The sequence below is a fragment of the Citrobacter freundii ATCC 8090 = MTCC 1658 = NBRC 12681 genome, assembly GCF_011064845.1.
In the GTDB taxonomy this organism is placed as follows: Bacteria; Pseudomonadota; Gammaproteobacteria; order Enterobacterales; family Enterobacteriaceae; genus Citrobacter; species Citrobacter freundii.
This window is the reverse complement of record NZ_CP049015.1, coordinates 1,692,730-1,713,020: the sequence shown is the minus strand read 5'-3', so window position 1 is coordinate 1,713,020 and position 20,291 is coordinate 1,692,730. Positions and strand designations below refer to the sequence as shown.

Genomic DNA, 20,291 nt, shown 5'->3' with positions numbered 1-20,291 from the left:
TTGTCTTCTTTCCTCTTTTCTTTGGCTCGAATTCATGACTGGCATCTCATCACGCAAAGCCTTAAGACGTCGCACCTGGGCGCTGTTCACGTTCTTCTTTTTACCAGGATTATTAATGGCCTCCTGGGCAACGCGTACCCCTGCCATCAGAGATATTCTCTCCATCTCTACCGCCGAAATGGGCGCGGTGCTGTTTGGACTCTCTATTGGTTCGATGAGTGGCATTCTTTGTTCGGCCTGGCTGGTGAAACGATTTGGCACGCGCAAAGTGATCCGCACTACCATGTCATGTGCGGTCATTGGGATGGCTATCCTCAGCGTGGCGCTCTGGCTACATTCCGCCTGGCTTTTCGCATTTGGTCTGGCCGTGTTTGGCGCCAGTTTTGGCGCAGCAGAAGTGGCCATCAACGTCGAAGGTGCGGCGGTTGAACGCGAAATGAATAAAACCGTGCTGCCGATGATGCATGGTTTTTACAGCCTGGGAACGCTGGCGGGCGCAGGAGTCGGGATGATGCTTACCGCCTTCAGCGTCCCGGCAAACGCGCATATTCTGCTGGCGGCGCTGGTAGCTATCACTCCTATCTTTATCGCCATCAAAGCAATTCCTGACGGCACGGGTAAAAATGCCGCTGATGGTTCTCCCTCCGGTGAAAAAGGACTGCCTTTTTATCGCGATATCCAGTTATTGCTGATTGGCGTCGTGGTGCTCGCAATGGCATTTGCTGAAGGTTCCGCCAACGACTGGCTTCCGCTGCTGATGGTGGACGGTCATGGGTTTAGCCCAACATCAGGCTCTCTGATTTATGCCGGATTTACGCTGGGCATGACCGTTGGCCGCTTTACTGGCGGCTGGTTCATCGACCGCTACAGCCGCGTAACGGTGGTGCGCGCCAGTGCGCTGATGGGCGCTCTCGGGATTAGCCTGATTATTTTTGTCGACAGCTCTTGGGTAGCGGGTGTTTCCGTTATTTTGTGGGGACTCGGTGCATCACTCGGCTTCCCGCTGACCATTTCAGCCGCCAGCGACACCGGCCCCGATGCACCAACCCGCGTCAGCGTTGTCGCAACAACCGGCTATCTGGCGTTCCTGGTTGGACCGCCGCTGCTGGGCTACCTGGGTGAACACTACGGCCTGCGCAGCGCTATGCTGGTGGTGCTGGCGCTGGTGCTTGTCGCCGCCATCGTCGCGAAAGCGGTGGCGAAACCGGATCTCAAAAATACCACGGTGATGGAGAACAGCTAATGAGCATCAAATTAATTGCGGTCGACATGGATGGCACATTTTTAAGTGACCAAAAAACCTATAACCGTGAGCGCTTTATGGCGCAATACCGCCAGATGAAAGAACAAGGGATCCGCTTTGTGGTCGCCAGCGGCAATCAATATTATCAGTTGATTTCCTTTTTCCCCGAACTGGCCAGTGAGATCTCATTTGTTGCCGAAAACGGCGGTTGGGTAGTCAGTGAAGGTGAAGATGTTTTTAACGGCGAACTGGCAAAGGATGATTTCCAGGCCATCGTTGAACATCTGCTGACCCGTACAGACATTGATATCATTGCCTGTGGTAAAAGCAGCGCCTACACGCTGAAGCAGTACAGCGATGAACATAAAGCTGTTTCTGCCATGTATTATCATCGTCTCGAATTTGTAGATAATTTTGACAATCTTAACGACGTTTTCTTCAAGTTCGGGCTGAATATTTCCGACGACAGAATCCCACAGGTGCAGGCCGATCTCCACGAGGCGATTGGCGACATTATGGTGCCGGTGCATACCGGCTACGGGAGCATCGATTTGATTATTCCTGGCGTGCATAAGGCAAATGGTCTGCGGTTGCTGCAACAACGCTGGAATATTAACGACGATGAGGTTGTTGTGTTTGGCGATGGTGGAAATGATATTGAAATGCTGCGCCAGGCGGGATTTAGTTTTGCAATGGCCAACGCCCATGAGCCGGTTATCAAGGCGGCGAAATATCGCGCGGGATCGAACAACGAAGAGGGCGTCCTGGATATTATCGACCGCGTGTTAAAGAATGAAGCACCGTTTACGCATTAACGCCTCAGCACAGACGGCAACAAAATGATGGCATGATCTATTCATAATCCGCCTCAAATTAACCCACTGGATTATTACTTCCAGTGAATATTTCAGGTGAGCGGATTATGAAGAAAAGTGTACTGATGGCGACATTGTTGCTGGGTTTTGCAGGGTCAGTATTTGCGCAAAGCGTTACCGTTGATGTACCAAGCGGTTATAAAGTGGTGATCGTGCCCTCTTCCGTCAGCGTGCCGCAGGCGGTCAACGTGACTACCGCGCCACAAACGGTGTATGTTGCCCCGACTCCTGCCCCGGCTCCTGTTTATCGCGCACATCCTTATGCGCGACATGTTGCCAGCGTCGGTGAAGGCATGATCATCGAACATCAGATTGACGATCACCACTAAGCTTCTGCCAGGCCCGGGCAACCGGGCTTTAGCCTTCCCGGGAATCCCCTACCCGTTTATCTTTCAGGAAGATCACCATAAGAATCAGCCACAGCACCCCGCTGGCCAGATTGAACAAGCTGAACAAGCCGTTGCCTCCCAGCAGATAAGCGTGTTTACTCAGCTCGATACCAACGGTAAAAATCAGCATCTGCAACATACCCATTGCGGCAGAAACCGTACCTTTACTCATTTCACTGGCAAACAGCGTCAGGCGCACCAGCCCCGCATTCGCCACGCCAATGCCAAACGCATAGATACTCAAACCCGCCGTCATCCATAGATATGCATGAGATGACACCACCGTGGCCGCAGCGGCAATAATCAGGCCAACGGCGATTGGCCAGCCGCCCATGATAATCAGCGAACGCACGGTTTTTCGCGAAGTCAGACGCGCCAGCACCAGGTTACCGGCAATCAGCGCACCAAAAATCGGCACCTGCAACAGGCCATATTCGTAACTACTGAGATGTTCTCCGCTGATGATAATAATCGGAGATTGCGCAATCCACGCCAGTAACGGCAGGCTGACAAAACCCAACGCCAGTGCGCCTGCAACGAAACGCACGTTCCTTAGCACCAACTTATAATCCTTGCCCAGCTCTTTAATGGACAGCTTTTCACCCAGCCGGGTTGCCGTTTCCGGCATCGCGCGTTGCAGACCAAAAAAGGAGATGGCCGCCAGAGCAGCAAACAGGATAAACATCCCTTCCCACGGCAGAACATGTACCCAGGCTGCGCCTACCAACGGACCCAGCAGCGGCGCAATCAGCGCCACGTTTGCCATCAGCGCGGTAATTTTTATGCAGACCGCTTCTTCAAAGGATTCCTGAATGGCGGCGTAACCCACCGCACCAATAAAGCACAGGCTTATCCCCTGCAAAAAACGCAGGAAAGTAAATTGCTCAATATTCTGTGCAAGCAGGGTCGCAAGGCAGGTCACGATGAACCAGAGCACGCCGGTTAACATCACCGGACGACGCCCAACACGATCCGATAGCGGTCCTAACAACCACTGTAAAAACATGCCGCCAGCCAGATAGGCGGTCATGGATGTGGGTACCCAATCTAATCCGGCATTGTATTGCTCCACCACCGCCAACATTCCAGGCTGGATCATATCGTTGCCGATATAAGTAGAGAATTCGTAAAGCACCAGACAGAGAGGGAAAAGTAATGCCTGACGCCCCAAACGGGCGCCTGAAGATAAACGGTTCTGCATGCAGTCTCTTAGCTATAGAAAAATCGCGCAAAGTGTAATAAATGCGCCGTACTGGTGATAGTGAATTATGTGATTTGAAAGCAAAATGCGCACATTTTTACATTCATTTGCTCAAGAAGATTTTGCTTTAAGGTTAATTTAAGTTGAGACCGCTATCATGCTCAATAAGTCTCATTAATTGTCTTAAAAATAGTCATTTAGCAGACAAATAAGACAAGACCGCTTTTTATCCCGTGAAAGCAATTTTATGCTCTCACTCCCATGGGCCTTTTTAACGATTACACTGAGTCTGGACGTTATGCTGGAAAATCTGAACAACTCACTTTTTTACCTGATCAATGCAACACCCGACTCTGCGCAATGGGCAATTTCGCTCGCCATTTTCATTGCCAAAGATCTGATCAGCATTGTGCCGCTGTTAGCCGTTGTGCTCTGGCTTTGGGGACCGCGTGGTCAGGTTACGCTCCAGCGCCAGTTGGTCATCAAAATGGCCATTGCGTTGATAGTTGGTCTGACGATTTCCTGGCTGATGGGACATCTGTTCCCTCACGATCGCCCGTTTGTAAACCACATCGGTTACAACTTCCTGCATCATGCGGCAGATGATTCTTTCCCGAGTGACCACGGTACGGTTATCTTTACCTTTGCACTGGCCTTCCTGTTCTGGCATCGCCTGTGGACGGGCGCTCTGCTGATGGTCGTTGCCGTGGCGATTGCCTGGTCGCGGGTTTACCTTGGCGTACACTGGCCGCTGGATATGCTGGGCGGATTACTAGCTGGGTTGATCGGCTGTCTGAGCGCCCAGATGATCTGGCAGCGCTTTGGCGCGACCCTGTACCTCGGCTTGCAAACTTGCTATCGCGCCTGCTTCGCCCTCCCCATCCGTAAAGGTTGGGTACGTGACTAACCCACGGTAAAAAGAGTAGTATTAAGCGCGAAACTGAGCACTTATTCTATTCTCCAGGGGAACTATGGAAACTCGACGCGACGAGCGTATTGGTCAATTACTGCAGGCGCTGAAACGCAGCGATAAATTACACCTCAAAGAAGCCGCAACGTTGCTGGGCGTGTCTGAGATGACCATTCGTCGCGACCTGAATAATCATGATGCTCCCGTCGTACTGCTCGGGGGCTATATTGTTCTGGAACCCCGCAGCGCTAACCATTATTTAATCAGCGATCAAAAATCCCGTCTGGTTGATGAAAAACGTCGCGCCGCCCAGCTGGCGGCGAGTCTCGTGCAGGCACATCAGACCATCTTTTTCGATTGCGGTACTACCACACCGTGGATCATTGAAGCGATCGACAATGAACTGCCCTTCACCGCAATCTGCTACTCGTTGAATACGTTTCTGGTGCTGCAGGAAAAACCGCAGTGCCGCGTCATTCTGTGTGGTGGCGAATTCCATGCCAGTAACGCGATTTTTAAACCGCTCGACTTCCAGGAAACGCTGAACAATCTGTGTCCGGATATCGCCTTTTATTCCGCGGCAGGCGTTCATATCGAGAAAGGCGCGACCTGTTTTAATCTGGAAGAACTGCCGGTGAAGCACTGGGCAATGTCGATGGCGCAGCATCACGTTTTGGTGGTCGATCACAGCAAGTTTGGCAAGGTGCGGCCTGCGAGGATGGGGGAATTAAAACGCTTTGATACCATCATCAGTGATAACCGCCCTGACGATGAGTTTGTTGAGTACGCTAAAGCGCAACGTATCACGCTGAAGTATTAAGAGATACTGCCGGACGGCGATTGCGCCATCCGGCATAGGTAAGGTTAAGAGAACCAACCACCAAACCACTGGTGGAATTTCATCATCACAAAGTCCCACATGCGGCTAAAGAAACCACCCTCTTGCACATCCTCCATCACCATCAACGGACGTTGCTCAATGGATTTTCCGTTCAACTGAAAGTCGATAGTGCCCACAACCTGACCTTTCTTCAGCGGTGCTGTTAGCTGTGGTTCAGTCAGGGTAAAGCTGGCCTTCAGGTTTTTGAGCTGGCCACGCGGGATGGTCACAGAACCACCTTCTCCGGCACCCAAATTCACTTCACTCTTATCGCCAAACCATACGCGCTGAGTAACGAAAGTCGCATCCGGCTTGATCGGCGTAACGGTTTCAAAGAAGCGGAAGCCCCAGGTCAGCAGCTTTTCTGACTCATTAAAACGAATGCGATCGGTTTTCGCCCCCAGCACCACGGAGATCAGGCGCATATCGCCCTGGGTCGCGGAAGCCACCAGGTTGTATCCCGCCCCGGCAGTCGTCCCAGTTTTCATTCCGTCCACGTTAAGGTTGGTGCTCCACAGCAGACGGTTGCGGTTCGGTTGACGAATTTTATTGAAGGTAAATTCTTTCTCTTTGTGAATAGCATACTCTTCCGGCACATCATGAATTAACGCCTTCCCGAGCAGCGCCATATCACGTGCGGTACTGAACTGTCCTGCCGCATCCAGGCCGTGCACCGTCTGGAAAGTAGTGTTGGTCAGCCCCAGTTTTTTCGCATAGCCGTTCATCAGACCAATAAAGGATTCCTGGCTGCCGGCAACGTAATCAGCGAGTGCAATACAGGCATCGTTACCTGACTGAATGATAACGCCTTTATTCAGATCTGACACCGCAACCTGATCGCCGGGCTTGAGGAACATGACCGACGAACCGCGCAGGGCTGGATTACCGGTCGCCCAGGCGTCTTTGCCCACGGTGACCATGTCGTTGAGGTTAATTTTTCCGGCCTTCAGCGCCTGCCCAACCACATAGCTGGTCATGATTTTGGTCAGACTGGCAGGATCCAGTTTCTCATCAGCATTACCTTCCGCCAGCACCTTGCCACTGGCGTAATCCATCAGAATCCACGCGCGCGCGTCCACGCTCGGCGGGGCCGTCGGTTGCTCCGCCGCCTGTACGGTCGGCGCCAAAAGGATTAAGAGTGCAGAACCTGCAGCAAAGCTGCGAAGTGAAGAGAAGTATTGCGTCATAAATGCCACCCGAGTATCCATTCCAAAAAACCACGTCATACCACACCGTGTTTACACAAAACCGGCCAAGCGACCTCGACCAACCCATGCAGAAAAAGTCTGATGGATGACGTGTAAAATAAGTGCGGTGAGTAATAACGCACTAACGAGCTTAAAGAAACCGTAAGTTGGTAAAGTTTTTAAAGTTTATGCAATAACGCCGCGCTGCGCTGCTCCTGGCACGATTTTTTTAGACTTTGTTGCGTAAATATTAGGTTTACCCCACCATGTGAGCTAGTCAGATGGCATCTGCAGCCATAAAGCTGCTCAATTAATTTGCGGGGTTACTATGATTACACTGTGGGGTCGCAATAACTCGACCAACGTAAAAAAAGTATTGTGGACGCTCGAGGAACTGGAACTGCCGTATAACCAAATTCTGGCGGGCGGACAGCATGGCGGTAACCGCGATGCCGACTATCTGGCACTAAACCCGAACGGACTGGTCCCGTTGCTACGCGATGATGAAACGGACGTTGTTCTGTGGGAATCCAATACCATTGTCCGCTATCTGGCCGCTCAGTACGGACAAAAACGTTTGTGGATTGACGCTCCGGCCGCGCGCGCCGTCGGCGAAAAATGGATGGACTGGGCAAATCAGACGCTAAGCCCCGCGCATCGGGTTATCTTATTTGGCCTGGTCAGAACACCTGCCGATCAGCGCGATCTAGCGGCCATTGAGGCCAGTAAGCAAGTTTGCGATAACCTGTTTGCCATTCTGGATAACGCGCTGGCGGACCAGCCATGGTTCTCCGGCGCTGAATTTGGCACTGCCGATATCGCCGTTGCGCCGTTCATCTATAACCTGTTCAACGTTGGCCTGAGCTGGACCCCGCGCCCTCATCTGGAGCGCTGGTATCAACAACTGACCGAGCGCCCGGCGTTTCAAAAAATCGTGATGATCCCGGTCAGCTAATTCAATCAGGGACTCACTTTCAGTAATTCCCCGTCGGACTCGTCGGTTAGTACATACAAATAACCGTCTGGTCCGACGCGCACATCACGGATCCGTTGCCCCCTTTCCTGCAACAGACGACCATCCTCAGTGACCGTATTCCCTTTAACGCTCAGTACGATCACTTCTTTATCTTTCAACGCGCCGATGAACAACTTCTGCCGCCACTGTGGAAAGGTATCGCTATTATAAAAAGCCATTCCGCTGACCGCTGGCGACTTTTCCCAGTAAAAGATGGGTTGTTCCGTGCCAGCAACAATTTGACCTTTTGCTTCGGGAATTTTCAAACCACTGTAGTTAACACCCCAGGTCGCGACAGGCCAACCGTAGTTTTTCCCTTTCTCGGGGATATTAATTTCATCGCCTCCGCGTGGACCATGCTCATTGAGCCACAACACATCACTCCACGGATTCATCGCCATACCCTGCGGGTTGCGGATGCCATACGACCAAATCTCTGCCCGCGCTCCCGCCATGTTCACAAACGGATTATCCGGTGGAATTTTGCCCTCATCGGTCAGCCGTACGACCTTGCCCTGCAGCTTATCCAGATCCTGGGCGGTAGCGCGTTGATTATTCTCCCCCAGGCCAATAAACAGATAGCCGTTGCCATCAAATACCAGACGTCCACCAAAATGGTTTCCGGTAGAGAGCTTTGGCTGTTGGCGAAAAACGGTCTGAAATCCTTGCAGGTGTTTGAGATCGTCACTCAATCGCCCGTAGCCTACCGCGGTGCCCGCTTTGCCTTCGCGGTCGGTTTCAGCGAAGCTTAGCCACACCCGACGGGATCGTTCAAAGTCCGGAGCTAACACCACATCAAGCAATCCGCCCTGACCATTCGCCCAGACTTTTGGTACGCCGGTTAGCGGGTCGGAAAGCCCTTTATCAGGCTGCCAGAGTCGAAGCTGTCCACCTTTGAGCGTAATGAGCATACCGCGGTTATCGGGTAAAAAAGCCAGTGACCATGGGTGATCGAGTTTGGTTTGCAGCACTTCCACTTTTACCGCGACGGCATAAGAGGAAAATAGCGCAAGTGGGATAGCACAGAGAAAGAGTCGACGCATAACACCTCCTTAATGGCTCTGCATAAAGCGTAGCCAGCAAGGGGAATCACCCCGTCATATTTACATAATCTTAACGAAAAGGGGGAGCGCCCTCCCCCTGATTCAGACGTGTTCCAGCGTTGGGTAAGATTGCAAACTCTGGATACTCAGCGTCAGCGTTGTCAGGCAGTTTTCCAGTTTCTCTGCGTTAACGGCGATAAACGTTGGACAATCATGGTGTCCACTCATAAGACAAACAGCGGCGGCGGCTAACGCCCCTTCAGCACGATGAAGGGCATTCCACTCTTCCTGATCAAGATGCATACCGTGAAGCTGTGATTGTTCGTGCAATTCGCGATTCAGTGCAAAAAAATTATCACGCAGACGATCGCTCTCGCTGACTGACATGTAGCCTTTCGCTTTTCTCAACAGCAGATAAGCGGCAAGTTCGATACGGGCGTTTATCAATTTGTTGAGAAGATCGGTTCTCAGTATGTCAACAACCATACTTTGTTCCTCCTCTTTCCAACTATGGTGCAACTTAATAGTATGGTTGTTTTTTGAACAAAGTCGTGTCCAGGATCAATCCATCACTTAAAATTAACATAATTTACAAATAATCTTTAATTCCGCGCCCGGCAGGCCGCTGATGGTATGAGATTGCGATACAATTTTTGTTCAGAACTCTGTAGAATCCCTGCCCTGAATATTCCAATAACTGAACACTTTTTACGCTATGAGCAATGTAACCCACCAGCCGAAAATCGGCTTTGTCTCCCTCGGCTGCCCGAAAAACCTCGTCGATTCTGAGCGCATCCTGACCGAACTTCGTACCGAAGGCTATGATGTCGTGCCAAGCTACGACGACGCGGATATGGTTATCGTTAATACCTGCGGCTTTATCGACAGTGCGGTTCAGGAATCCCTGGAAGCAATCGGCGAAGCGCTGAACGAAAACGGCAAGGTGATCGTCACCGGTTGTCTGGGCGCGAAAGTCGATCAAATCCGTGAAGTCCACCCGAAGGTGCTGGAAATCACCGGGCCGCATAGCTACGAGCAGGTTCTGGAGCACGTTCATCATTACGTACCCAAACCAAAGCATAATCCGTTCCTGAGCCTGGTTCCTGAGCAGGGTGTCAAGCTGACTCCGCGCCACTACGCCTATCTGAAGATTTCTGAAGGCTGTAACCACCGCTGTACGTTCTGCATTATTCCATCCATGCGCGGCGATCTGGTGAGCCGTCCGATTGGCGACGTCCTCAGCGAAGCCAAACGTCTGGTCGATGCGGGCGTGAAAGAGATTCTGGTAATCTCTCAGGATACCTCTGCGTACGGTGTGGATGTGAAGCATCGTACCGGTTTCCATAACGGCGAGCCGGTCAAAACCAGCATGGTTGATCTGTGCGAACAGTTATCAAAACTGGGGATCTGGACGCGCCTGCATTACGTCTACCCCTACCCGCACGTTGATGACGTGATCCCGCTGATGGCAGAAGGGAAAATCCTGCCGTATCTGGACATCCCGTTACAGCATGCCAGCCCGCGTATTCTTAAACTGATGAAACGCCCAGGCTCCGTAGACAGACAGCTGGCGCGCATCAAGCAGTGGCGTGAAATCTGCCCTGAACTGACGCTGCGCTCCACCTTCATTGTTGGTTTCCCGGGTGAAACGGAAGAAGACTTCCAGATGTTGCTCGACTTCCTGAAGGAAGCACGTCTGGATCGCGTGGGCTGCTTTAAATACAGCCCGGTAGAAGGCGCTGGCGCTAATGACCTGCCGGATCAAATCCCGGAAGAGATAAAAGAAGAACGCTGGAACCGCTTTATGCAATTGCAACAGCAGATCTCTGCTGAACGTTTGCAAGAGAAAGTGGGCCGCGAGATTCTGGTTATCGTTGATGAAGTTGACGAAGAAGGCGCAATTGGTCGTAGCATGGCTGATGCTCCGGAAATCGACGGCGCGGTATACCTGAATGGTGAAACCAAGGTGAAACCTGGTGATATCATCCGCGTGAAGGTCGAAAACGCAGATGAATACGATCTGTGGGGTTCACGCGTTTAATAAGCGTAACTCAACCGTAGGCCGGATAAGCGTTACGTCTTATCCGGCCTGTAATTTATCCTTTTATCTTCGGGTCCAGCGCGTCGCGCAGACCATCTCCCAGTAAGTTAAACGCCAGCACCGTCAGGAATATCGCTACCGCCGGGAAAATCGCCACGTGCGGCGCGATCACCATGTCAGCACGCGCTTCATTAAGCATTGCCCCCCACTCCGGCGTCGGCGGCTGTGCGCCTAATCCCAGAAATGACAGGCTCGCGGCAGAGATGATCGACGTGCCAATTCGCATGGTAAAAAAGACCACGATCGATGAAACCGTACCCGGCAGGATATGGTTAAAAATGATGGTCGTATCGCTGGCACCAATACTGCGCGCAGACTCAATAAACGTCTGTTGCTTCAGCACCAGTGTATTTCCGCGCACCAGGCGCGCGAAAGCAGGAATGGAGAAAATGGCCACGGCGATAATCACGTTCGCAATGCCGCTGCCCAGCACGGCGACCACGGCTATCGCCAGCAGAATGCCGGGAAAGGCGAACAGCACATCGCAGATACGCATAATCAGCCGATCCCACCAACCTTCGTAGTATCCCGCCAGCAGACCCAGCACTGTGCCAATCGCCGCGCCAATAAACACGGCAAAGACTCCTGCCGCCAGCGAGATTTGGGCGCCAACCAACACGCGGCTAAAGATATCTCGTCCCAGAGAATCGACACCAAACCAGTGCAGCATCGACGGCCCATCATTCAAACGGTCATAATCGAAGTAATTCTCGGCATCAAATGGCGTCAGCCAGCGGGCAAAAATCGCCACCATGATCAGGAGCAATACAAACAGCCCAGCGAACATCGCCATGTGCTGTCGACGGAAACGACGCCAGAACTCATGCCACGGTGTGCGTATCTGCTCTGGCTTAACAAGGGGCATTGCATTCAAAATCGCCTGTCGGCGCCAGTTAAAAAATCGCATCCTTACTTGTACCTGATAGCCGGATTAATGGCGGCGTAAAGCACATCCACCACTAAGTTGATAAGAATAAACTCCAGAGAAAACAACAGTACCTCGGCCTGAATCACCGGGTAGTCGCGCATTTCGACGGAGTCCACCAGCAGTCGCCCAAGCCCAGGCCAGTTGAACACCTTCTCAACCACGATTGATCCACCAAGCAAAAAGCCAAACTGTAGTCCCATCATGGTGACCACCGGGATCATCGCGTTACGCAGACCATGTTTTAACACCACCCAGGTCTCACTCACCCCTTTAGCCCGCGCGGTGCGCATATAGTCTTCGCTGAGCACATCGACGAACGAAGCGCGGGTAAACCGGGCCAGCACCGCAGCCACCGCCGCGCCCAGCGTAATAGACGGGAGGATATAGTGCAGCCAGGTGTCAGCGCCAACGGTGGGTAACCAACCGAGCTCAACGGAGAATATCTGCATGAGCAGCATGCCAAGCGCAAACGCCGGGAACGAGATCCCGGTGACCGCCAGCGTCATACTCAACCTGTCCGGCCAGCGATTGCGCCATACGGCTGCAATGATCCCCGCCGTCATACCAAATAACACAGCCCATGCCATACTCGCAATTGTCAGCCATAACGACGGCATAAAACGGCTGGCTATCTCTTCGGAAACCGGGCGACGAGAAACCATCGACGTGCCAAAATCGCCTTGCAACACGTTGGTCATGTAATGCCAGAACTGAATATGCAGCGGTTGGTCCAGCCCCAACTGCTTGCGTACCAGTTCAATCACCTCGGCGTCAGCTTCCGGTCCGGCAATCAGCCGGGCCGGATCGCCGGGTAACAGGTGAACAAATAAAAACACCAGCACCGCAACAATCAACAGAGTTGGAATCAACCCCAGCAGGCGCTTGAAAACATAGTTAAGCATCACGCTCCCTTCGCCGGCCCCCTGGTTAGCGGGGCCGAATGAATAGCTTATTTTAAATCCGCATCATCAAAGCTAAATCCGGTATCCGGCATAATCCAGAACCCGGTCAATCTGGTGCTGTGCGCCGAAATCAGTTTTTCCACTACCAGTGGGATCCACGGCGACTCTTTCCAGATAATATCCTGCGCATCCTTGTACAGCTTCGCTTTCTGCGCCGGATCGTTGGTTTGCAACGCTGCCGCTAAATCACTGTCCACCTGCTTATTGCTATAGAACGCCGTATTAAACAGTGTTGGCGGCCAGTTTTGTGATGCAAATAGCGGTGACAGCGCCCAGTCAGCTTCCCCCGTAGAGGCAGACCAGCCCGTGTAGAACATCCGCACCCCGCTCTCTTTCTGCGCTTTACCCTCTACTTCCGCCGCGCGCTGACCGGCATCCATCGCTGTTACCTGAGCCTTAACTCCCACCTGCGCCAGCTGCTGCTGGGTAAATTGCAGCACTTTCTGCGCGGTACTGTGATTATGCGAAGACCATAGCGTGGTGGTAAAACCGTTCGGATAACCTGCTTCTTTCAGCAGTTCGCGCGCTTTCGCCGGGTCGTATGGCCATGGCGTATAGCTTTGCGCATAGGCTATCGACGGAGGAAGAACGCCCGTTGCTGGCGTGGCATAACCCGCAAACGCCACTTTCACCAGCGCCTGGCGGTTGATGGCATAATTCAGCGCTTCACGCACCTTCGGGTTGTCGAATGGTTTTTGCGTGACGTTCATGCTGATATAACGTTGCATAATAGACGGACTGGCCACCAGTTCCAGGTTTTTATTCTTCGCCAGTAACGCAGCCTGCTCGTAAGGGATCGGGAAGGCAAACTGCGCTTCCCCGGTCTGCAGCATGGCCGCACGCGTGTTGTTGTCGGTCACCGGACGCCAGGTAATCGTATCCAGCTTTGGCAGCCCTTGCTGCCAGTAACCCGCGAACTTCTTAACCTTCACAAAATCTGTCTGATTCCAGGTATCAAGCTGGTACGGCCCGGTCCCCACAGGGTGGAAACCGATCTCCTTACCGTATTTCTCCAGCGCGGCGGGAGAAATCATTGCCGTTGCCGGATGCGCCAGAATATTGATAAAGGCAGAGAACGGCTGTTTCAGCGTAATCTTCACCGTCGACGGATCGACGACTTCGGTTTTATCGATATTCTTATACAGGTTGTAGCGTTTCAGACGGTTTTCCGGATTGCTGGCGCGGTCGAGGTTGGCTTTAACCGCATCGGCGTTGAAGTCGGTGCCATCCTGAAATTTCACGCCCTGACGCAGCTTAAGAGTGTAAGTCAGGCCGTCATCAGAAACCGTATAGCTCTCTGCCAGCACATTTTTCAGCTTCATCTCTTTATCAAGGCCAAACAGTCCCTGATAAAACGACTTCGCTACCGCCTGCGACAACGTGTCATTCGCGTCATAGGGGTCAAGTGTGGTGAAATTGGATCCTACCGCCACCACCACGTCTTTGGCGGCCCAGCCAGGCGATGCGGCCAGCGCAGAGGCCACTCCCACAGCAACCAGCCATTTCCGAGCAACAATTTTTGTCATGTTATTCTCCTTAAACCCTGCCTGCCTGTTATAAACGCGAAAGCGCATTTTCTGGTTGCCCACGCGCAACATAATGCCCCGGGCCAACTAACTGTAACGACACGGGGGAAATCTCTTCGCCGCGCTTGCGGATATTGCTGGGGATATCATCCGACAACAGCACACGCTGTGGTCGGTGATGCGATGGATCGGCAACTGGTACTGCCGCCATCAGTTTGCGCGTATACGGATGTTGCGGATTTTCAAACACCGCGCGTCGGGGGCCAATCTCAACGATTTGCCCGAGATACATCACCGCCACACGGTGACTGATCCGTTCCACCACCGCCATATCGTGGGAAATAAACAGGTATGCAATTCCCATTTCCCGCTGCAGGTCGAGCAACAGGTTGATAATTTGCCCACGAATTGAAACATCCAGCGCCGAGACAGATTCATCGGCAATAATCACTTTGGGATTGAGTGCCAATGCCCGTGCAATACAGATACGCTGACGCTGACCGCCGGAAAACTCGTGCGGATAGCGCCAGGCATGCTCAGGCAGCAATCCTACGCGTTCCAGCAGCCATGCAACTCGTTTTGACCCCGCATCCCCCTGCAATAACCCATGCACCCGTAGCGGCTCCAGAATGGAATATCCCACCGTCTGACGTGGATCGAGCGAGGCATACGGATCCTGGAAGATAAACTGAATATCCCGACGCAGCGGCTGCAACTTGCTGGCAGCAAGGGTATCAATACGCTGTCCGTTGAAAATGATTTCCCCACGCTGAGACTCAACCAGGCGCAACAGCGCCCGCCCGGTGGTGGATTTCCCACAGCCCGACTCCCCCACCAGCGATAGCGTTTCTCCCGGCCACAGGTCAAAGCTGACGTTTTCCACTGCATGCACCTCGCGAGTTACGCGATTTAGAATGCCGCTACGCAGAGGAAAACGCGTCACCAGGTTACGTACCTGCAAAATTGGCTCGCCTTCAACCACGGTATCCTGTTCGGTCTGTGGCTCTACATGGCTGGGATCGTGTAATGAAATAAGCGGGAAACGGCGCGGAAGTTCATGCCCGTTCATTGCCCCAAGCTGCGGCACGGCTGCCAGCAGCGCTTTAGTATAAGGATGCTGGGGAGCGTGAAAAATCTGCTCAACGCTGCCGGTTTCTACCGCCTCGCCCTGATACATCACCAGCACGCGGTCGGCAATATCCGCCACAACGCCCATATCGTGGGTAATAAAGATCACTCCCATCGACATATCCTGCTGCAACACTTTTATCAGTTGCAGGATCTGCGCCTGAATGGTGACATCCAGCGCGGTTGTCGGCTCATCAGCAATTAAAACCGCAGGGCGACACGACAGTGCCATGGCGATCATCACCCGCTGGCGCATACCGCCGGAAAGCTGGTGTGGATAACGCGATAAAATCGCCTTCGCCTCGGGGATACGCACCTGATCGAGCATTCGCTTCGCTTCTACCATCGCCTCTTCGTGACTGGCACCCTGGTGCAAGCGGATAGACTCGGCAATTTGCTCGCCCACGGTAAACACCGGATTAAGCGATGTCATAGGCTCCTGGAAGATCATCGCGATATCCGCACCGCGCACGTGACGCATTTGTGATGCGCTCTGTTCACCCAGCTCAATAACCTGTCGATTACGGCGTCGGAGGAGCATTTCATCGCAGCTCACCTCGCCGCCGGACTGTTCAATCAGACGCATCAGCGACAAGGCGGTCACCGACTTACCAGAACCAGACTCGCCGACTATCGCCAGCGTTTCGCCACGCTTCAGGCGAAATGACAGATTGCGCACTGCGCTGACACGCTGCTGCTCCTGTTCAAAGGCAATATTCAGATTGCTGACTGCCAGCACATCGCTGGCATCAAGCTCATCACTGTGTGGCAACGCTATCTCCTTTTTCCCGATAAATACCGGTGGTTGGCGTATCACCTGCATATCCCCAGGCGCGGTACATGCCTTCGCTGTTAAACGGCAAAGCGACATTGCCCTCATGATCGATAGCAATTAAACCGCCGCTGCCGCCAAGCGCCGGTAATTTTTCCATCACTACGCGTTCACACGCTTCGGATAAACTCAGACCGCCGTAGTCCATCAACGCCGCAATGTCATAGGCCGCCAAAGCACGAATAAAGACTTCTCCGGTTCCGGTGCAGGAGACTGCCACACTTGCATTATTGGCATAACAGCCTGCGCCAACCAACGGACTGTCACCCACCCGCCCCGGTAATTTATTGGTCATCCCGCCGGTCGATGTTGCTGCCGCCAGATTGCCAAACATATCTAACGCGACCGCACCCACGGTACCCATTTTGTTGTTTTCATCCAGCGGGCTCGCGCTATGGTCCAGCACCGTTTCACCCGCTGTTCGCGCCGCCAGAAGTTGAGCGTAGCGTTCTGGCGTCGAGAAAATATCCGCTGATACGCGCTCCATACCCTGCGCAATGGCAAAGTTTTCAGCCCCTTCACCTATCATCATGACATGTGGGCTGTGTTCCATTACCAGCCGTGCCGCGAGAATCGGGTTTCGCAGATGGCTTACCCCGGCGACGGCGCCTGCGTTCAGCGTATTACCGTCCATCACACAGGCGTCCAGCTCATGGGTTTCATCACGGGTATACACCGCGCCAATTCCGGCATTAAACAATGGACACTCTTCCAGCAGGCGCACGGCCTCGGTAACGACATCCAGTGCGCTACGACCGTCTTCAAGCATCCGCTGGCCGGTTTCAACGATATCCGACAGCGCCTGTATATAACGCAACTCTTGCTCCTGGCTCAGCTGCGAACGGGTAATAGCCCCTGCGCCGCCGTGAATTGCAATGACTGCTTTACCCATTTTTTTCGTCCATTAGGTGGCAGGTACCGGGGTTATAAATATCAGAATTTCTGTGACTTATTGATTCGATTTTTGAATATAGAAAGATGCAGACGTCATGTAAAGGTTAAGGCCCGTACCTCACCCCCCATCCCATCAGGTTATTTAGATGAGTTAATCAGAAAGGGGATCTTCCAACATCGTTGAATATATTATTCAAGCCGATCGGCAATCTGTTTTTTTGCATAAAACACAAAGCGTTCAACAGACGGCATAGACGCAGCCCAGTTCTTTTTGGTTAACCCCAGGTATTCCGCACGCGCGGCTTGCAGCGTGTCAGCATACTCAACGGGTAATTGCGGTATAAGCCAGGCGGCGGCTTCATCTTTAGCGACAATATTGCCCGTAACCAGGCTGTACCAAATACGTGCCAGAGTAAGGATGATATTTCGCTCGTCACCCTCTAAATCGCCCGTTTTCTGCCACATATCAAGAATATGCCGAAATGTTTGCACGACATCGCTAAAAGGAATGACGTTGAATAACGTCTCAGCGGCTTCACCGAACAACGCTACGCTGGCGCGCCTGGTCTGGGTCAGCAGGATGGAAAGATCAGGATCCACCTGTGTCGGTTCAACAATTCCCGCGCGAATATCGTCACGCAACCATTCGCCAAATTGCATTTCTCTTGACGGTGGGAATTGCCAGGGTACAAGTTGTGAATAGATCACGATGGTCACTTCCAGCGCCCGATATCTATCAACGCTACCAGGCGGGGCTGATATTTCCAGAAAACCCTGCATCAGATCTTTTCTTTGCCGGGTATTAAGTGGCTGCCTAATGGTAACCAGTAAATCGATATCGCTTTGGGGCTTTAAGCCACCTTCAACAGCAGAGCCATACAAATGAACAGCAACCAGGTCGCCCTCGATAATCCGCGCAATCAGTGCACTGGCGGCATTCACCTGTCGTCGAATTGAATCCGGGATAGTCGCAGACATTTAGCCTCCTGGAGAAAAAGCAGAAATCATGAGTCTATACTGCATTTTTCCTGTAGCGCTAATCTCTGGCAGAAAACCTGTATCAGATCTGATCCTAAGCCTGAGGTAGCATACTGTCCGCGTCCATTTTCTGACATAATGAGCGGATTCGATTTTGCCCCGCAGGAGTCTTCTCATGGAATTTACCGCCGGACTGATGCCGCTTGAAACGGCTCTTTCTCAGATGCTTTCGCGTATTACCCCACTCACCGCCGTCGAAACGCTGCCGCTGGTTCAATGCTTTGGCCGCATTCTGGCCACCGACGTCGTCTCCCCGATTGATGTGCCGGGATTCGATAACTCGGCAATGGATGGCTATGCGGTGCGATTAGCCGATTTACAATCAGACCAGCCTCTTGCGGTGGCTGGCAAAGCCTTTGCTGGACAGCCATTCCACGGCGAGTGGCCTGCGGGAACCTGCATCCGTATTATGACCGGAGCCCCGGTGCCTGCCGGTTGTGAAGCCGTGGTAATGCAGGAGCAAACGGAACAAACTGACGACGGTGTGCGTTTTACCGCCGACGTCCGCAGCGGACAAAATATTCGTTTGCGCGGTGAAGATATTGCAAACGGCGCGGTGGTATTCCCCACAGGAACTCGTCTGACAACCGCCGAGCTTCCCGTGCTGGCTTCGCTCGGTATTGCCGAGGTCCCCGTTGTGCGTAAAGTCCGCGTGGCGTTGTTCTCCACCGGTGATGAGCTGCAATTGCCGGGTCAGCCGCTGGGTGACGGGCAGATTTATGACACAAACCGTCTGACCGTTCACCTGATGCTGCAGCAGTTGGGCTGCGAGGTGATCAACTTAGGAATTATTCGCGACGATCCCAACGCGCTGCGGGCCGCATTTATCGAAGCTGACAGCCAGGCCGACGTCGTCATCAGCTCTGGTGGCGTTTCGGTAGGCGAAGCGGATTACACCAAAACCATTCTGGAAGAACTGGGAGAAATTGCCTTCTGGAAGCTGGCCATCAAACCCGGTAAACCGTTCGCCTTTGGCAAACTGAGCAACAGCTGGTTTTGCGGCCTGCCGGGTAACCCGGTGTCTGCTGCCCTCACCTTTTATCAACTGGTACAACCGCTGCTGGCGAAACTCAGCGGCAACACCGCCTGTGGGTTGCCTCCGCGCCAGCGCGTGCGCACCGCTTCACGCCTGAAGAAAACGCCAGGGCGTCTGGATTTTCAGCGTGGTGTATTGCAGCGTACCGCGGAAGGCGAACTGGAAGTCACTACCACCGGGCACCAGGGCTCGCATATTTTTAGCTCCTTTAGCCAGGGCAACTGCTTTATCGTGCTGGAGCGCGATCGCGGTAACGTTGAGGCCGGAGAATGGGTTGAAGTTGAGCCATTTAACGCACTGTTTGGAGGCCTGTAATGGCAGAACTCAGCGACCAGGAGATGATGCGCTATAACCGGCAAATCATTCTGCGCGGCTTCGATTTCGAAGGTCAGGAAGCGCTCAAAGATGCGCGGGTACTGGTCGTTGGTCTGGGGGGGCTGGGATGTGCTGCAACCCAGTACCTTGCTGGTGCTGGCGTCGGGCATTTAACCCTGCTCGACTTTGACACGGTCTCCGTGTCGAACCTCCAACGCCAGACGCTGCACAGCGATGCAACCGTAGGGCAACCAAAAGTGATATCCGCTCGTGACGCGCTAACGCGGATTAACCCTTATATCGCCATTACGCCGTTGAATGCGCTGCTGGACGATAGCGAGATTCACGCGCTTATTGCCGAACACGATTTGGTGCTGGACTGTACGGATAACGTCAGCATCCGCAATCAGCTGAATGCCGGATGCTTTGCCGCCAGAGTTCCGCTGGTTTCCGGTGCAGCAATTCGCATGGAAGGGCAAATTACCGTCTTTACGTATCAGGAAGGCGAGCCCTGCTACCGTTGCCTGAGCCGTTTGTTCGGTGAAAACGCCCTGACCTGCGTAGAAGCCGGAGTGATGGCCCCGCTAATCGGCGTGATCGGCTCGTTACAGGCGATGGAAGCCATTAAGCTGCTGGCAAACTACGGTAAACCGGCATCCGGAAAAATCGTCATGTACGATGCCATGACCTGCCAGTTTCGCGAAATGAAGCTGATGCGTAATCCGGGGTGCGAGGTTTGTAGTCGGTAAAAAAGTCGGGTGGCGGCTTCGCCTTACCCGACCTACAAC

19 protein-coding genes are annotated in these 20,291 nt (G+C 53.1%); 9 read left to right on the top strand and 10 right to left on the bottom strand.

Annotation, left to right across the window (positions count from 1 at the left end; translation table 11 throughout):
* Nucleotides 1–34 precede the first annotated feature (34 nt).
* From G4551_RS08165 to G4551_RS08155, 3 genes are all read left to right on the top strand, one after another.
* Nucleotides 35–1,243: an MFS transporter gene (locus G4551_RS08165; RefSeq protein ID WP_003836950.1), complete on the top strand. Its 1,209-nt coding sequence runs from the start codon at nt 35–37 to the stop codon at nt 1,241–1,243.
* Nucleotides 1,243–2,058 carry a Cof-type HAD-IIB family hydrolase gene (locus G4551_RS08160; RefSeq protein ID WP_003035335.1) on the top strand — a complete coding sequence of 272 codons (816 nt, stop codon included), beginning with the start codon at nt 1,243–1,245 and terminating at the stop codon, nt 2,056–2,058. Before G4551_RS08165 ends, G4551_RS08160 begins: the two co-directional genes overlap by 1 nt.
* Before the next feature lie 107 nt (nt 2,059–2,165).
* A complete protein-coding gene (locus G4551_RS08155; protein ID WP_003836954.1) occupies nt 2,166–2,447 on the top strand; it encodes a hypothetical protein in 282 nt (93 codons plus the stop codon).
* Between the two features lie 28 nt (nt 2,448–2,475).
* On the opposite strand, the gene G4551_RS08150 is transcribed toward G4551_RS08155, so the two are convergent.
* Nucleotides 2,476–3,708, bottom strand: coding sequence for an MFS transporter (locus tag G4551_RS08150; protein WP_003836956.1), 1,233 nt, complete (start codon nt 3,706–3,708; stop codon nt 2,476–2,478).
* Between the two features lie 298 nt (nt 3,709–4,006).
* Between G4551_RS08150 and ybjG the strand changes: the two genes are divergently transcribed.
* Nucleotides 4,007–4,615 carry an undecaprenyl-diphosphate phosphatase gene (ybjG, locus tag G4551_RS08145; protein WP_003836958.1) on the top strand — a complete coding sequence of 203 codons (609 nt, stop codon included), beginning with the start codon at nt 4,007–4,009 and terminating at the stop codon, nt 4,613–4,615.
* 64 nt (nt 4,616–4,679) lie between these two features.
* Nucleotides 4,680–5,438 carry a DNA-binding transcriptional repressor DeoR gene (deoR, locus tag G4551_RS08140; RefSeq protein WP_003836960.1) on the top strand — a complete coding sequence of 253 codons (759 nt, stop codon included), beginning with the start codon at nt 4,680–4,682 and terminating at the stop codon, nt 5,436–5,438.
* Between the two features lie 44 nt (nt 5,439–5,482).
* On the opposite strand, the gene dacC is transcribed toward deoR, so the two are convergent.
* Nucleotides 5,483–6,685: a serine-type D-Ala-D-Ala carboxypeptidase gene (gene dacC, locus G4551_RS08135; protein ID WP_003035316.1), complete on the bottom strand. Its 1,203-nt coding sequence runs from the start codon at nt 6,683–6,685 to the stop codon at nt 5,483–5,485.
* A gap of 328 nt (nt 6,686–7,013) precedes the next feature.
* Here dacC and G4551_RS08130 point away from each other — a divergent pair, with 328 nt between their 5' ends.
* On the top strand, nt 7,014–7,640 hold the full coding sequence (locus tag G4551_RS08130) for a glutathione S-transferase family protein (protein WP_003836961.1): 627 nt from the start codon (nt 7,014–7,016) through the stop codon (nt 7,638–7,640).
* 5 nt (nt 7,641–7,645) lie between these two features.
* Here the strand turns inward: G4551_RS08130 and G4551_RS08125 are convergent, their stop codons facing one another.
* Together G4551_RS08125 and bssR are read right to left on the bottom strand one after the other, a co-directional pair.
* Nucleotides 7,646–8,743, bottom strand: a complete 1,098-nt coding sequence (locus tag G4551_RS08125; RefSeq protein ID WP_003836963.1) for a PQQ-dependent sugar dehydrogenase — start codon at nt 8,741–8,743, stop codon at nt 7,646–7,648.
* Nucleotides 8,744–8,845: 102 nt separating this feature from the next.
* Entirely contained in the window at nt 8,846–9,229 is a 384-nt protein-coding gene (gene bssR, locus G4551_RS08120; protein WP_003836965.1) for a biofilm formation regulator BssR, read from the bottom strand.
* Between the two features lie 229 nt (nt 9,230–9,458).
* Here bssR and rimO point away from each other — a divergent pair, with 229 nt between their 5' ends.
* Complete coding sequence (gene rimO, locus G4551_RS08115; protein WP_003836967.1) at nt 9,459–10,784, top strand: 30S ribosomal protein S12 methylthiotransferase RimO; 1,326 nt, start codon at nt 9,459–9,461, stop codon at nt 10,782–10,784.
* 55 nt (nt 10,785–10,839) lie between these two features.
* Here the strand turns inward: rimO and gsiD are convergent, their stop codons facing one another.
* The 6 genes from gsiD to G4551_RS08085 form a co-directional block, all read right to left on the bottom strand.
* On the bottom strand, nt 10,840–11,751 hold the full coding sequence (gsiD, locus tag G4551_RS08110) for a glutathione ABC transporter permease GsiD (protein WP_003035302.1): 912 nt from the start codon (nt 11,749–11,751) through the stop codon (nt 10,840–10,842).
* Between the two features lie 2 nt (nt 11,752–11,753).
* Entirely contained in the window at nt 11,754–12,674 is a 921-nt protein-coding gene (gene gsiC / locus G4551_RS08105) for a glutathione ABC transporter permease GsiC (protein ID WP_003836970.1), read from the bottom strand.
* Between the two features lie 47 nt (nt 12,675–12,721).
* The gene (gene gsiB / locus G4551_RS08100) at nt 12,722–14,260 is read right to left on the bottom strand and encodes a glutathione ABC transporter substrate-binding protein GsiB (RefSeq protein WP_003035297.1); all 1,539 of its coding nucleotides are present in this window, start codon (nt 14,258–14,260) and stop codon (nt 12,722–12,724) included.
* Between the two features lie 28 nt (nt 14,261–14,288).
* Complete coding sequence (gene gsiA, locus G4551_RS08095) at nt 14,289–16,160, bottom strand: glutathione ABC transporter ATP-binding protein GsiA (RefSeq protein ID WP_003836972.1); 1,872 nt, start codon at nt 16,158–16,160, stop codon at nt 14,289–14,291.
* Complete coding sequence (gene iaaA / locus G4551_RS08090) at nt 16,147–17,112, bottom strand: beta-aspartyl-peptidase (RefSeq protein ID WP_003836974.1); 966 nt, start codon at nt 17,110–17,112, stop codon at nt 16,147–16,149. Before iaaA ends, gsiA begins: the two co-directional genes overlap by 14 nt.
* A 191-nt stretch (nt 17,113–17,303) precedes the next feature.
* Nucleotides 17,304–18,092, bottom strand: a complete 789-nt coding sequence (locus G4551_RS08085; protein ID WP_003836976.1) for an aminoglycoside nucleotidyltransferase ANT9 — start codon at nt 18,090–18,092, stop codon at nt 17,304–17,306.
* Between the two features lie 175 nt (nt 18,093–18,267).
* Here G4551_RS08085 and moeA point away from each other — a divergent pair, with 175 nt between their 5' ends.
* On the top strand, nt 18,268–19,503 hold the full coding sequence (gene moeA / locus G4551_RS08080; RefSeq protein WP_003836978.1) for a molybdopterin molybdotransferase MoeA: 1,236 nt from the start codon (nt 18,268–18,270) through the stop codon (nt 19,501–19,503).
* Nucleotides 19,503–20,252, top strand: a complete 750-nt coding sequence (gene moeB / locus G4551_RS08075; protein WP_003836980.1) for a molybdopterin-synthase adenylyltransferase MoeB — start codon at nt 19,503–19,505, stop codon at nt 20,250–20,252. Before moeA ends, moeB begins: the two co-directional genes overlap by 1 nt.
* The last annotated feature ends 39 nt before the right edge of the window (nt 20,253–20,291 follow it).